Source organism: Flagellimonas sp. MMG031 (assembly GCF_040112705.1).
In the GTDB taxonomy this organism is placed as follows: Bacteria; Bacteroidota; Bacteroidia; order Flavobacteriales; family Flavobacteriaceae; genus Flagellimonas.
Window position 1 is genome coordinate 611,318 of the sequence record NZ_CP157804.1, and the last position, 16,464, is coordinate 627,781.

Sequence of the window (16,464 nt, forward strand, 5' to 3'; positions counted from 1 at the left end):
ATGATTGACGACATCCAAGCTGCAATCCCTTTAGGGCTTCTGTTGAGCTTTATGATCGGTCCTGTTTTCTTTGTTTTATTGGAAACCAGTGCCACAAAGGGCTTTAGGGCAGGGGTAAGTTTGGATCTAGGGGTAATCTTGGCGGACATCGTTTTTTTATTGATAGCCTATTTCAGTAGTTTTCAATTGTTGGAGAATTTGAGCAACGAACCTGGGCTGTTTGTGTTCGGTGGGATGATTTTGTTGGTCTACGGAATTTTTCTGTTTGTGAAGAAGGCAAAAAAAAAGACGAATGTCAAAGCCACCAAAGGAACCTATTTGGGACTCTTCGTAAAAGGTTTTCTGTTGAATTTTATCAATATTGGGGTATTGGCCTTTTGGTTGGGCCTGATTATAGTGGTGGGGCCCAGTTTGGAAAACAACCCCAACAGAATGGTGGTCTTTTTTGGAACGGTATTAATGGTCTATTTCGGAATTGATGTACTTAAAATAGTGTTGGCCAAACAGTTGAAACGCTATTTGACCCAAGAACGGATCGTACTGATAAAAAAGGGATTGGGCATAGTGCTCATCATTTGCGGAATCGTATTGATTACCAAAGGATTTTTGCCCAAAGACAGGTTTGATATACAGGAAGAAATCGAAAAAATAGAGAATCTATAAACAAAAAAACCCAGCACATTGTACTGGGTTTTGAGGCATCGAGCGGATTCGAACCGCTGTACAAGCTTTTGCAGAGCTCTGCCTAGCCACTCGGCCACGATGCCAATTGGATCGCAAAGCTAAAAATATTTTGCGAATTTTTGTCCAGTATTCCTTTAAATAAACTTATCGGCTGGAACTTAGTTTTACGGATACACTTTCCACATCGCCACCAATGGGTGGATTGATCTTGGCTACTTCTACCTCGACCTCCGTTACTTCCTTGATTTCTTTAAATATGCGATCAATGATGCGTTTGGCCACATGTTCCAAAAGGTTGGAACGCACCGTCATCTCTTCTTTTATAATGTTGTTCAAGTGTACATAATCCACGGTTTCACTGAGCTGGTCGGAATTGGCTGGTTGGGATAGATCAGCGGAAATCTCCAAATCTACCCTGTAATCGCTCCCAATGAGCATTTCTTCCTTCAAGCATCCGTGGTTGGAATGTATTCGAACGTTTTTTAACCTAATTTTTCCCAAAGCCTTTAATTAAGAAAGGGCAAAAGTACGGGAAATGAGTAGAATTTAGTACATACATCTACAGTTACTTATTCCTTGGAACAGATCCATACCAACGGTCAATACATGCGTTCCCGTGCTGTAGCCCAAAATTTCGTTGGTGATGACCTGATAGGAATAGCCAAAATAGAAGTTACTCTTTTTAAATCCTGCAATGGGTGCAATGTAGAGTGGCTTACCTAACTGATCGTTCAAAAAACGATAGGTTACCCCTAAATAATAATAGTCCTCAAAATCACGGAACCGGAATTTGGTGTTCAGATCGGTTACGGAACGCCCATCACTTTCAAACCATTGAAAGAATACGGAAGGCTCTATTTCCAATTTGCTGTTCTTGCTTTTGGAAAAGCTATAACCCGAGTACACATAATAGTTTCTCAGCTTATTGGGCTCAATGGTAATGACATCCGTATTAAAATTGGTCAGGTCTTTATTTAAAACGTTGCCTGCATTTAGACTGAAAAAGAATTTATCGTAACGATAGAGTACACCCAAATCAAAATTATGGTTGGTAGTGGCTTTATCATCAGCGGGAAGCTGTCCATTACGCTCCTCAAACTGCTCAACGTCGATTCGAAATTGGTTGAAGTTATAAGAGATTCCAAAGGAAAGGAAGATATCGTCATACCTATCCAAGGTTAAATGGTGGGCAAAGGACACTCTGGCTCCCCGTTGCCGGGTGAAACCATTACTATCATTGTACAATAACATGCCTACTCCCGACCTGTTTCCGATCCGTGCATCTGCGGCCAAGGTTTGGGTATCCGGTGCATCTTCGATACCCACCCATTGGGTAAGGCCATTGAGCCTTACCTTGATATGGTCACCTATTCCCGCATAGGTTGGGGACATCAAAAAGGGATTGTCCGCAATATACTGGGATAGTTGGGGTACAGTCAACTCTTGTGCTTTGGCAAAGCATGCCAACAGAACAAATAAGATGGTTGCGTATACTTTTTTGAACATGGGGTTAAAGTAGGTTAAGCGTTATTATCGGTATAGGGTAAAATGCCCTACAAATTCTCTGTTATCCTGTTCACCTTGTAATTGAACAACGTACCAGTAGTCACCAGTTGGCAATGGTTTGCCATCATAATTTCCATCCCAGCCCTTAACATTTCGGGCCATTACTTCCACTACTCTACCATAACGATCGTAAATCTTGATTAGTACGTCGGGGAAGCCCTCAATGTTGTCTGGCAGCCATAAATCGTTGCGACCGTCACCATCTGGGGTGAAGAAATTCGGGAATTCTACATCTATGAACTCCATAAAGATTTCTGCCGTGGCCTCACAACCATTTTCATCTACAACGGTTACCGTGTAGGTATCTGTCCTATTGATAAAATAGGTGTTGTCACTTCCATTGTCCACTCCATTGAAATAGAATGTATAATCTTCCACACCACCTTCGGCCACGGCCGTAATCTGGTTGATGGTGTTGTTTTCCAACGTCAATGTCAAAGGTTCAAAGGAATCGATGGTAAAGTCGTAGGTTGTCATACATCCATTCGAATGTGCAATGGTAATGTAATGGTCTCCAGGTGCCATGTTGGTAAAGTTGGCTTCCAACTGCATATCTGCAGGATCGGTGGAATCCAAGGCGTACATCAAATCGTTGGCAATGGATTCATCTTCCATTACAATGTCCAAATAATTATCTGGGACATTACCGGTACATTCATACATTGGCGTAACTGTAGCGGCAAGGTTAACTCCGGGGTTTATTTCCACAATTACGTTTGTTTCACAACCTTGGGCATCCCTTACAAACACCACATGTGTTCCGGCTGGTACGTTTTGGAACAAGAACTGATCTTGTACAAAGTTGGAATCCGCAGTGGAATTTAAACTTGTTTCATAGGGTGCTGTACCTCCAGAAACCTGTAGTTCGAAGGAGCCATCACCACTTTCAAAACAGACCTCATCCATAATGTTGATAGCTTCGGCCACTACAGGATCGGGTTGTGTAATTTCAAACTGGAACGTGATGAAACATCCGTTCACATCCTGTGCGATAACATCATAGATGCCGGGTTCTAGATCAGTAAAGGTGTTCATCGTATCAAACTGATCTAGATTAGGTGAAATAGCGTATAGGATTTCACCTGTTCCCCCCGACACTTCAACAGTAATGGTACCGTCGTTCTCTCCTGAGCAAGTAATATTTGTAAATTCTTCTCTCTGCACTACCAATGGTTCGGGGTCTACAATGGTAATCACTGGAGATACCTCAACACAATCGTCACTGGTAACCCTTACATAGTAATCACCTGCCATCAAACCACCAAAGGTTCCGCTGGGTTGTGGACCATTGATCAAGTTGGTCAAAGCTGCATCTCCGAACAATTCGTAGCTGTAGTTACCGAGTCCACCTGTGGCTTGGGCCGTGATGGTCGCAGATGCCTCTCCCATACAATTGATCATCGCAGCAGAATCGTCAATGTTCAACGTAAGTGGTGGAACCGCGTCAACAGTAACTTGGTTGGAAATCAAAGCATCACAACCATTGGCATCCCTTACGTAATATTGATACGCTCCCGGACCTACATTGAACGTATGGGTATCACCACCGCTCATTGCTGTAAAGTTGATACCATCAGTACTGTAGAAATAAGGAGCAGTTCCTCCTACGGCGTTCAACATGATCTCTGCATTATTGTTACAGGTCATGGCACTCACTTCAATAAGGCTGGCCATTACCTCGGTAGGTTCCGTAATGGTAACTTGAGGAGTTTCTATACCGCAATTCCATCCATCGGATACCGTGATACTGTAAATACCTGCACCCAATCCGTTAAAGGTATTGCTACTCTGTTCACCTGTGGTGAAAACGATATTGGCGCCTGTTGCATCGTAATAGTTTAACTGATATACGTAAGAACCACTTCCACCGGCAACATTATGTGCCCATACGGATGCACTTTCTGCACCGTAGCACAATAAATCTATTGGAGCAGCATCAATGTCCGCAGTAATAGGAGTTGGTTCTATTAATGGAATCGTCCTATCTTCAGTACAACCTCCGTTATCCGTAACGCTTACCGTATAATCTCCTGCAGATAAACCTGTGAACACATAGCTGGCTACATTGTTCATGGTATACACTTGGGATGTGGTAGTATTGGTCAAAACAATATCATAAGGTGCGTAACCTCCTGTTGGGGCTATTAAAATTTCACCTTGATCATTGGTACAGGTTACATTGGCCACTTCTTGTGGGGTGTAATCCAGTGCAGAACTTGGGGAAACAATGGTTATTGTACCTGATACTGCCGGACAGAAAGGGGCATTGGTCCCCACGACTTCCACATAATAGTTTCCACCGACCAAGGCAGCGGTTGGATCTGGAATCTGGAATGGATTGGTAGTTGTATTGCCACTTCCGGTAACCCCTGTTGTTGTTCCATTTGCTTGGAATACTTCATAGTCGTACGTTCCAACGTAGCCTGAAACGTTGATTTCGATAGTTCCTGCATCACCAAAACAGATAGCAGGTGATGTTGCCGTAGCCACTACATCAATGGTATCGTATGGTGCAATTGTATGCGTAGTTTCTACATAGCATCCAGTGGTGTCATTGGTGGCCCTAAAGGTATAACTACCGGGTTGGGTCAAATCAAAGGTAGCTGTTGTAGTTGTTGAAGCTGTCATTGATCCAAAAGGATTTCCAACAGGCAACAGTTCAAATGTATAGGTATCTCCACCAATACTTTCCGTAACGGTCAATGTTACCGTTTCTGGATTTGCACAAGTGATAGCCACATCTTGATTGATACCCAAGGTAAATGTATTCAATGGCTGAACGATAATACTATCAGGATATTCACAACCATTGGCATCTCGCACCACATAGTTGATGGTTTGGGCAGTTCCATTATCCACAATGTCAAACGTATCATTGGATGTAAAACTGTTTCCATTGAAACTGTACGCGTACGGAGCGGTTCCACCTGCGGCCACAACGGTGATGGTCGATTCATTAACCGAGTTGCTTGGTGAACAAACAAATGGTGTTGCCGTTGCGTTTGCGTTTAGAACAGATGGTTCGCCTACGGTAGCATCGAAAGTGTCATCACATTCCCTAGATGATATTACCCTTATTCGGTAATCACCGGCTGGAAGGTTATCAAAAACTGGACTTGATTGCGCAAATCGGTATGGATTTACCAAATCGGACATTTCGTAAAGCTCATAAGTGTATACAGGATCTACTACGGTTGCCGGATCTAGTACCACGGTCAAACTTCCATCGGAACCTCCAAAACAGTTGACATCATCTACCAAAACATTGTCAATGACCGGGTCAACTTTATCATCAAGCTCTTGTGTAACGACGTACGTACAAGGTGTTGCTGTGTTGTTGTCGGTTACCGTAAAGGTGTATACCCCTGGCTGGGTTAGTCCAGTGAATACCCCTGTGATATTGGAATCGGTAGTTATTCCATCTGGGTAGACCACATCAAATGTTAGGTTGGAAGAACCTCCCGATACATTCACAGTGATTTCACCTCCTGGGTTCAAGGTACAGTCGATGGGTTTATCCACAGTGGTGGTTGCTGTCATGGCATCTGTAAGCACTACGGGCCCAACCGTTGTGGTACAAGACCACTGATCGGCTACAAGTACTTCGTAAGAACCGGCACCAAGACCAGAGAAAATAGTACTGGTTTGTGGAGAACCTACATTTGATCCATTTCTGATCAATTGATAGGTGTAGTTACTTCCTTGGCCACCAGCGGTTCCAACCACTTGGATTTCTCCTTGTAGGTTGGTACAGTTTTCCACATTGATCTGTAAAGTTGCTGTAATTGGAGTTGGATCTGTCAGCACAGCGGTGTCCACCAATTGCTCGCAGCCACTGGAATCGATGACCCAAGCTTCGTAGGTACCTGCATTCAATCCAGTGAAATTTGGGCTGGCCACATAATCTCCCGGGCCAGTTGGTGAAGTAATTCCTACATAGTAGGAGTATCCACCCCATCCACCGGCAACGTTGGTAATCTGTACAGCTCCATCGTTACCAAGACATGTAATATCAGTAACTACAGTAGCTCCAGTAATGGCGGCAGCGGGGCCTGCAATCGTGAACGATTCACTATACAAACATGCTGATCCAGGAGGATTGGTGTCGGTTACTTCAATGAAATATGTACCAGCTGCCAATCCTGTGATGGTAAAGCTGCCATCAGCATCGGAACCTGTTGTCACAGTATCATCAGAAGTATCTGTAGGCGTGTTATTGGTATCGTAATAAAGTGTATAGCTAGTTGCACCGGCATAGGTAACAGAGGAGCTGTCTACCAAATTTAATTCAACGGTACCATTGGTATCACCAAAACAGGTGATATCCGTGGTGTTTACGATGTTTAAATCCAACACCTCTGGATCGGCCACTTCGTGGGATACGGTAATGATACATCCTGTTACTGTATTTCTAACTTCAAAATTGTGAGTGCCAACACTCAATCCAGTGAAACTTCCCGAAGCCTGGAAAGCACCAGAAGGCAATTCCCTAAACTCGTAGTTTGCAGGATGTGTATTGGAATCTGTGATGGAACCAATTGCTGTAATGGTGATATCCTCTCCGGTGACACAAGTGGCCACTGCATCTACGGTTACCGTTGCCGAGTCCAAACGATCGAATGGAGCGATTACAGCTGTTGTGGTCCCCAAACAACCATTGGAATCGTATACATTGATGGTATAGTTTCCTCCGTTGATGTCGGTTGAGGTATACACAGGATTGCTTCCGGATTGCACTACTACGGAACCTGCGTTGTTGATAAATTCATAGCGCACATAGTTTCCACTTCCACCGGTTATGGATGATGCATCCACAGTGATAGTAGCGTTGTTCCTATTGTTACCTGCGGTACATGCAAATTCAACTACTGTAGGAGCAGGAACAGAGATAGGAGCAGGTTCGTTGATTACTATACCATTAATCTCAAAAGGACAGCTATTCGTTCCCACTGCTCGCACATCATAGGTTCCTGCAGGTAGGTTTTCAAAGGTATTTCCGTTCAGGACAGCGCCGACAGGCATTGGTACAAGGGTATAGTTCAATGGTAGTATACCGTTATCAACGGCTGTCAAGGTAATGCTTCCATCATTTCCTCCAAAACAGCTCACATCTACGTGTGTTTCCGTAAAATCAGGGAGTGGCGCGTCCGGAACATCAATTGTAATGGTCTGAGAACAGTTTGGTGGTGCTGTTCCCATATCAAATACAATAACTTCATAGTTTCCGGCAGCGGCAGCGTCTGTCCATGTAAATGGATTGGACGGTAGCACCGCTCTAACTTGATCGTTGGCACCAGGTCCATCAATTACATATTCATAGTTACCAGAACCTGAGATTACCTCGATTTCAATCTCCGCATTAGCCGCAGTACCTGGCTCACAATCCAAAGCAACAGTCTGGATAGCCGTGAACTCCAATGGAGGATATACATCGATTACATCAGTATCCGTACATCCATTGCTATCCATGATGGCTACGTTATAGGTTCCGGGCGACACATTGGTAAATATCCCACCATTGTCCAAATAGGTTGCTCCTCCATCCAATGAATAGAATACTTGAGGAGCTGTGGTAGTTGCATTGATAGTTACTGTAATAGGAATGGAACAACTATCAATAAGTACACTGTCAATAGTTGGGTTCGGAGTCAATGTTAAAGGAACAGATCCTAGGTTCACTCCACAGCCGAACTGATCTTCCATTGTAATATCGTAGTTTCCAGCAGGTGAGTTAGCTGGAATCTCGATTGGATTATCGGATGTTGAGGTTATGGTTGTAAAGCCGGCAGGGCCCGTTACGGTGTAGGTGTATATTCCACCACCGCCCAATGGGTTTTGGATTTGGATAAGGCCTGGAGCATTACAACTAATGTCTTGCAGCACAACAGGTGTTCCAGACAATGGATCAAGTTCTTCCAGCAATAGGTTTTCTGTTGCTCCCACACAACTATCAACACCTCCGCCATCAACTTCAATGACTTCGATGTAATAGTTTCCAGCAGGAAGGCCTGTTAAGGTAATATCTTGGGGAGAAGAATAAGGAACTATTCCACCACTATTGGTAACCAGTACAGGCGAACCAGAGCTCATATCATAGAAGTTCCATCTAAACTGCGACTCAAAAGGCGCTTGGTTATCTGTTACCGTGTAAGTAATGGTTCCATTATTTAATCCAGCACAACTTGGTGTGGATGTAGATGTGATTTCCAAGGGAACAGTAATCAGATCATTAACGTTCACGTTACTTTGTCTAACACATCCTCCGCTATCCCTTACATAGAACACATAGGTTCTACCAGGAACCAATCCGGTCCATTGGTACATACCATGACCAGCGGTAACTGGATTACCCAGATTGTCCACACTTCCACCGGGATTCCAAGAAGCAGTAGCTGGATCAAAATTGGCCGGGTCATCAGAATAAGCATACTCATATCCTGGAGCACCCTCTGATCCCTGTACGGTAACTTGAAGCTCGTTACAGTTTACAACCAATGCCGAAATGGTTATATCCAAATCATCCAAAGGATAAGGAATAATGAAAGGCGGCAGGTCTGTTTGACAGATAGTATTACCGGAACCGTCCACAGTCCTCATGGATGGGTAAACGGTATCACCGGAGTTATAACCAGTCAATTGATCGGTTACACCGGGTACGGAATTGTCACCAATCCAAGTAGCCCCCCCATCATCACTAAATTCAATGGTTCCCAAAGTTGTAGGGTAACTGGAGAAACCAAAACCAAAATCACTTGCCAATCCGGTACAGGTGGCAGGCGTAATTCCACTTACCACAGCTGTTAGTTCGTCTGGGTTGTTAATGGTTTGGGTATCGGTAATAATACATCCTGATGCATCGGTTACATTGATAGTATAGTTGCCGGGCATTAGGTTATAGTAGGTTCTGCTAGAGGCCAAAACATTGGTGTTGGTTTGGCTGGAAGCCCCGCCATTGTCCAAATCAATAATTTCGATGGTATATGGAGCAATTCCAGAAGTGATATCTACCAGAATATTTCCAGTCCCATTATAACAATCGGGATCGTTCGGAGTATTTGTCATGGTCAATGGAACCGCAGGATCAACCGTTACGGTTTCCATAAATTCACAGTAGGGTGCCGTAGCGGAATTATCTCTGACGTACACATCAAATGTCCCTTCGTTTCCTGCAGTAACAGTAAATACGTTCGATGTGGAGAAAGAACCTGTTGGGTTCGTAGTTGTTGGAACAAAAGCGTATTCCAATGTTGGGCTTCCACCAGAAGCTGTAACAGTAATACTGCCGTCTGCACAAGTTGATACATCGACCACATCTACTGATGCTACCAAGGCGTCCACTATGGTCACTGGTTGTTGCAACGAACAACCGTATTGGTCGCGCACATCTACGGTATAGGTTCCGGCCACCAGATTATTGAATGTGTAGGTGGTAGCTGTTGAAGGGGATGGTGTGATCCACGCTCCGCCGTTCAAGCTAAACTGATAATTGCCATTTCCAGCGGTAACATCCACCTGAATACTACCGTCGTTATTTCCGCTATAACATGCTGTTGGGGTTGCATCAAAAGCAAGAATTTCAAAAGGATCTACCGTAATAGGTGTTGTATCCTCACAAGCATTGGTGTCTCTTACTCTAAGTACATAGTCACCATCGGTTAAGCCGGTAAATACATTGGATGATTGATAAGGAGTAAGTATAGCACCTAAGTTATCTTCCAATTGATATTGATATACTGGTGTTCCACCGATCGCTGTTGCCGTTATGGTTGCACCGCCATTGGTACAAGTGAGTTGGGTGGTAACCGAAGCAGTAACGTCAACCACATCTGGTTGTGATAAGGTCTGATTAAGCACCACTGAACAAGCAGGGTCTCTCAAGTCAACAATTTCGATGGTATGTGCTCCTGCGGATAAACCGTTTACGGTTATAGGACTGGCAAATTGCGCCGCTGAAACAGCACCGCCATCCACTTGATAGGTAAATCCGGCTGCAGGGTCAAAGTTTTCCGCTTCAAAAGTGATGGTGCCATCGGCAGCTCCATTACAAGTCAGGTCGGTAAATGCCGTAATCGCACCGTCAAAGGCACGTCCGTCTTCCACATTTACATTAATGGTCAACGATTCCGTACACACTTCTGGGGTTTGGAAGGCTTCAATGTCATCTATTGCAATATCATTTCCTCCGGTTACTGCCGAATTGGTACGAATTACGATATCCAAATTGGTGTTTCCTCCCGGGTTAAGGGTCACGGAGTAATTCTGCCAATCGTTGGCCCCATTGTTTTTGGGAACGTTTCCTGTGGTTGTACTGGCAATTACGGTTCCGCCGCCATCTACCAACTGAATGTCAATATCTGGGTCGGCTCCACCAGTTCCGTTTCTCAATAGATTAAATGCCCAAAGTGAAATGGTAATGTCCCTGTTGGGAACTACCTCAATGCCTCTTTTGGCATAGATAATACCATTGGGCCCTACTGCACCACCAACGTTCATGGCCAAGAAGCGACCATTGGGCAAACCTGAGTGGTCATTTGGACTCAACCACGAACCGTAAGGGTTCACGATGTTTTGCGTCACAGAGTATTCCCCGTCTTGGATTCTGTTATTAATTGCCCATCCACAAGAATTTACGGTTCCGTTTTGTGGCTCGTAGCAGTATGCCGGGTCCACTTCGGGAATACTGGTGTTGGGTCCCGTTCCAAAGTTTTCGGTAAGTAGAATACTTGGGGAAGGAGCTATGTTGCTGGTATAGTTAACCGTTATGGTGTGGTTTCCAACGGGCACATTGCTGAACACGTTGGAAGTGTTCGGTGTATTTGGGGTTCCGTTGATTTCATAGGTATAATCAAAATCCGTACTACTTGTTGTTACGGTAATCGTTCCTTCTCCATCACACTCATAATCTATGGCCGGTGTTGCCGTAGGAGGGGTTGGTTCCGGGTCAATGGTAACCGTCATTGGATAGGTACACAAATTGGCATCCCTAATGTAAAGGGTATGGGTTCCGGGCAATAGGTAGCCGATAGCACTTGCGCCATAATTGGAACCGCCATCAAAGCTGTATTCGTAGGGAGCTGTGCCCCCAATTGCGTTGGTTATCCGTACCTCTGCACCCATACCGGGGTAACATTCGGCCAATGCTGTAACTGCGGCGGATGCAGATAGCGTTAGAGGCTCGTTTATCGTATAGATTTCGGTTACTTCACAGTTGTTGGCATCCCTTACACGGATATTGTAGCTTCCCGCGGGAAGATTTACAAAAGTGTTCGAGGTTTGATAGGTAGACCCATTGTTGATACTGTACGTATACGGTCCCTCTCCACCAGACGCCGCAATAGTAATTTGAGCTTGTGCTTCCCCACTACAAAGAATATCTGTATTGGTCACATTAATGGTCAATGGGGGATCTTGGGCAATGGTGATATCATAATTTGCCTCACAATAGCCTGAAGCTCCACCATTGTCGCGTACATATACATCGTAGTCTCCAGCACTTGTAACGGTAACAGGATTTGTAGTTGAAAAATCTCCAGTTGTTGGAGTGGCCCCATTGGCCACCACGGCATACACGTAGTTGCCGTCACCACCGGCAGCGGTGATGGTTATATCTGTATCTGTAGCACATGCAGTAATGTTTGGAGCGGAAGCCACTACGCTCAGCTCGGGGTCTATGGTAATAGTTTCCGAGTCGGTACAGTCATTTCCGTCCCTTACATCGATGGTATGGGTTCCAGGGCCCAAGCCGGTAAATACATTGCTGGTTACAAATGGACCTCCGTTAAGGCTGTATTCATAATTTCCATCCCCTCCAGAGATTACATTGGCCGTTAGGGTAAGACCTGTAGCATCATCATAGCAAATATCATTTGGAACAATGTCCAAAGCGGGTGCTACTGCTTCATTAATGACAAAGTCATCGGTATATACGCATCCGTTGGCGTCGGTAACAGTAAAGGTGTAGGTGCCGCCAATGTTCAAACCAGCAAAAAGACCGTTGGTCTGTGGTGCAGGAAGGGTATAGCCTGCTGGACCTGCAGTAATTTCATACGTATAGCTTCCCCATCCTCCAGCAGCGGCAATGGAAACGGAGCCATTGGCCAAACAGGTGGGCTGTGTAATGGTAACCGGTGCTGTAATGGCCGCTGTAGGAGCAGCTACGGTTAAGTTGGCTGTGTCGGTACAGTTGGTAAAGTTATCGGTTACGGTAATGGTATAGGTTCCTTCGGCCAATCCGTTCAATGAAATGGTTCCGCTGGTCTCCCCTGCTCCAGAAAAGTTGGCAGGACCTGTTACTGTGTAATCATAATCCGTATTGAAGTTGTTAACAGTATATTGGATTTCACCATCGCTATCACCCAAACAGGTGATGTTGCTAATCAGCTGACCAGTAACGGAGATTTCAGTGACAGGGGCAATGGTGTGGCTTTCATCATAAGTACATCCTGCGTTGTCCGTTACACGGAAAAGGTAAGTTCCCGGGGTCAAACCTGTGAAGGTATTATTGTTGCCATTGTTTACGGCACTTCCCACAGGAGAGATGATTTCGTATATCAAACTGGGCTCGCCTCCGGTTACGGTTAGGGTTACATCGGAAGTAAAGGTTGGACAAAGTGGATTGGTGGCCGCAAAATCGATATCCGTTGGTGGATCTAGCGGATCGATTGTGATAGGAGTAGCTGTAAAGACACAACCAACGGCATCACGAACGGTTACTGTATAGGTTCCATCCGTAAAGTTGTTGAACGTTGAAGCACTTCCAAAAGTAACGCCATCAATACTGTACTCATAAGGAGCGGTCCCTCCTGTTACATTTTGAACATCGATAATTCCATCTTGTAAACAGGTGTAATCCTGGGTTAATACAGCATCGGCATCCAAAGCAAAGGATGGAGCTGAGATAGTGGAATACTCAAAATAATCACATGAGGCACTACCTTTACGTTGGTTAATGACCACCACATAATCCCCATCAGTCAATCCTGGGAAATTCCCAGAAGTGTTTGTGGCCAACGCATTGGCATAGTCGTAATTGTCTTCGTCGAAGCCGGTGGCGTCGAACAAGTAGTATGTAAGTTGATATCCGTTAGAACTGACCAAATTAAAAGTAATCCCCCCAGTAGCGTCACCATAACAAACCACATCGGTAACGGTAGTCGCGTTAAATTCTGCTGCTGGCCTAAATTCAATAGTCACGGTATTCGAAATGTCGTAACAATTATTCCTGTCAACGACAATAAAGGTGTAGTCTCCTGGATCGTAGATGTCAAATATTTGACTGGTTTGATAGGCTGAAGCAGGAACGTCGTTTACTGTTGGATAAGAAATCTGGGTAACCCCACCTTCATCCACAAAGGACCAAATAGCGTAGGTATGTGGTGTTTTACCCCCTGTTGATTCCATTTGGATGTTTCCTTCCCTACATGTAATATGCTGGGAAATCCTGGCGGTAAGTTCTAGGTCTGTAAGATCTTGTATGGTTACTTGTTCCGTGTAATCACAATTATCATCTGTGGTAACGGTTACGTCATAGATACCATCGTTAAGGTTTTCGAAGGTGTAATTGTTATCGTTGGTTGGCCCGTGGGTATCGACTACGGTTCCTCCCTGGGATATTTCATAGTAATACTGCGCTTCTACATTAAGTACAGAGATTGCGATTTCGCCCAGACCGTTACAGTCCGTGTCCTGAGGAACCACATCCACTTGGAAATCCCTGTCCAGTATACCAATATTGTCCAACACAAAAACACAACCATCTGTTACGCCTTGTTGTCTCATCTCTACCATGTAGGCGCCGTTGTTTTGAATTGTAAAACTTGGGCTAGACTGATAGGGCACAACAATATTACCCGTGGCCTGGTTTACAAGTTGGAACTCATAGGTCAACGGTATATTGGTCACGGTAATGTTACCGGGGGTGTCACAAATAATGTCGCTGGATGTGTACTGGGGGTCTAGCGGGTTTTTATAAATATTGAAATAGAATCGACTAAAACAGCCATTTTGATAGTTGATGACCATTCGATATTGGCCTGTGTTTTCGGCCAAAAAGTCGTTTCCAGTGTCCACGGTGTTCCAGGTACATCCTGTATTGGTGTTTGCACAACCATCTACGGAAGCACCACAGCTGGCTTCGTCCAATTGCTCCCAAACAATGCTCGTGGCATCGGGAATATTGATTTGGATAAGCTCCGTGTCATTCAATCCACAAAGGAAAATCTCGGGAAGCTCGCTACCATCGTTGGGGCATATTTCAATGTCACCATCAATGGTGTTTGAGGTGTCGTTGATCAAAGCAGTTATCGGGTTGGACTGTACAGATCCAAACAGTTCCACAACAATGATTTCTTGGAAATCCTTACACGGATCGGCCACTTGTTTGTCCACAAGATATGTTCCGATTTCACTTACCAAAAGGGTACTCGGGTCGTTGTCCGCATCCCCATCTGTGATTACAGTGTCTGTACCAACATCAATGGTATTGTTCCCATTTTCATCGCGGTACCAAATGTAGTTGTCAAAGTTGTCCCCGGCATCAAGAAGTACGTCTTCACCACATAATTGTACGGTTCTGGTAAAATTACAGGCACTTAGATCGTCCAATAGAAAGTTGGTGGCTCCGGGAGTACCAAAACCACAATCATCAAAGTCATAAACGCTTGGGTCGTCCGTGATTTGGTTCGGATTTATAATTCCCTGATAGGTGGAATATGCCAAGTTTTGGATGACATCGGTACAGGCATCAATAAAGTCGAAACAGTTCTGGGCCACTTGTACCCGCATTCTTATTTGTGAAATAGGGTCGCCAATCTCAATAAGGTTATCAGGAATACTGAACATCACTTCCCTAGTGGCAGCGTCGTAGGTATAGGTAACACCTGCTGGCATTGTGATGGAAGATTCGTCCAAACTAACATTAACGGGTAGTATGTCCCTAATGGTATAATTGGTGGCATCGTCGTTCCCTGTATTTTGGAAAGAAAGCACATAATCCAAGGTTTGACCAAGATTTACCCCGGCTCCGGTAATATCGTTTCCTCCAATGTCCTCGACTGTTTTTTCAAGGACAATGTTAGGTTCGATTACTTCGATACCAAAGGTCACCAAAAAAGCGCCATAGCCATCCCCTTGTGTGTAAAGACGCAAGGTGGCATCGGTTTCGCCATTGTCTATAATGCTGTTGGATGGGTTGTTGATTTCAAAAATATCCGCATCGTAGCCAAGGGTGTTTGTCGCATATATGTTCCTGTTGGTAACATCTGCACCATCAATGGTAATGTTTGAATTAAAGAAGTTATTCGCAGGGTTGGAACCATTGGATAGGTTGGTAAAACCGGGGTTCATTGGAGTTTGGATTCGGAACGCATCACCAGTGATGCTTCTATCTCCCTCTACGACACTTGCCCCCAAACGGGCCCTTACCGGTCCGGATGGAATTGTATTGAATCCAGACACATTGATATCTGCACTTGAAGTACCGGAAACACCGGCATATCCGTCAAAAACGGAGATGTATTTACCGGAAAGCGTAGGGTTCTCGTAGATTACGACCAAAGTCCAACCACCAGCGCCGCCAACACTTCTACCTCTAGTAGCCCTAACATTGGCCACCGTGTATTCCCCAGCAGGATTGGCCAAGGCTTGAAGCTGGTTCGTAACGTTGGCAAAACAGGTATAAGGGGAGTCCTTGAAGTTGACATCATCATGGATTACGGTATCTTCCTCTCCTACGGGGTCAGGGTTGTTATCGGCTACAATATCAATGTAACTTCCGCCAGGGACCTTGAATTTGATTTCTCTAAAATCCAGTCTTCTTGAATCGTTCGCAGGAAGGCTTGAGATCTGGCTGTTGTTCAGCACCTCTTGTTGGTAATTGGCCGACCAGTACAGTCCGGCCCAGTAGATTCTGGAGCAATCTGGCAAGGTTAAGGTAGAACTGCTGGAACTAAAGGTTGTTGGGTCTCCATCAATATCAATATAATCCCTATGAAAACCGTTGTTGTTGTTATTGCCATTATAGGGGTCGTTGGCCGTATTGCTACCATCCACTCTATTTATAATGGAGTTGGCCAAAAAGGTATAATCTCCCTTAATGTTAATATAGGAATTGTCCAACCTTGGGGTAAAAGGCACCTCCACTTGAGCATGAAGTGCAGAGCTAAGAAGCCCTATGCCCAGTAGGCAAACAATGGATTTGAATAAGACTTTGGTCAT

General features: G+C 44.7%; 4 protein-coding genes and 1 tRNA gene. 1 reads left to right on the forward strand and 4 read right to left on the reverse strand.

What is annotated here, in order from left to right; all coding sequences use genetic code 11:
• Nucleotides 1-663 carry a LysE family transporter gene (locus ABNE31_RS02710; protein WP_179383222.1) on the forward strand — a complete coding sequence of 221 codons (663 nt, stop codon included), beginning with the start codon at nucleotides 1-3 and terminating at the stop codon, nucleotides 661-663.
• A gap of 33 nt (nucleotides 664-696) precedes the next feature.
• Here the strand turns inward: ABNE31_RS02710 and ABNE31_RS02715 are convergent.
• From ABNE31_RS02715 to ABNE31_RS02730, 4 genes are all read right to left on the reverse strand, one after another.
• A tRNA-Cys gene (locus ABNE31_RS02715) sits at nucleotides 697-767 on the reverse strand.
• Nucleotides 768-828: 61 nt separating this feature from the next.
• A complete protein-coding gene (gene folB / locus ABNE31_RS02720; RefSeq protein WP_179383223.1) occupies nucleotides 829-1,185 on the reverse strand; it encodes a dihydroneopterin aldolase in 357 nt (118 codons plus the stop codon).
• Nucleotides 1,186-1,230: 45 nt separating this feature from the next.
• The gene (locus tag ABNE31_RS02725) at nucleotides 1,231-2,190 is read right to left on the reverse strand and encodes a type IX secretion system membrane protein PorP/SprF (RefSeq protein ID WP_179383224.1); all 960 of its coding nucleotides are present in this window, start codon (nucleotides 2,188-2,190) and stop codon (nucleotides 1,231-1,233) included.
• A gap of 24 nt (nucleotides 2,191-2,214) precedes the next feature.
• Nucleotides 2,215-16,464, reverse strand: a complete 14,250-nt coding sequence (locus tag ABNE31_RS02730; protein ID WP_349352283.1) for a T9SS type B sorting domain-containing protein — start codon at nucleotides 16,462-16,464, stop codon at nucleotides 2,215-2,217.

Coding starts and splice junctions, on each gene's coding strand:
- ABNE31_RS02710 (WP_179383222.1), top strand. CDS start 1: ATGATTGACGACATCCAAGCTGCAATCCCTTTAGGGCTTCTGTTGAGC.
- ABNE31_RS02725 (WP_179383224.1), bottom strand. CDS start 2,190: ATGTTCAAAAAAGTATACGCAACCATCTTATTTGTTCTGTTGGCATGC.
- ABNE31_RS02730 (WP_349352283.1), bottom strand. CDS start 16,464: ATGACCAAAGTCTTATTCAAATCCATTGTTTGCCTACTGGGCATAGGG.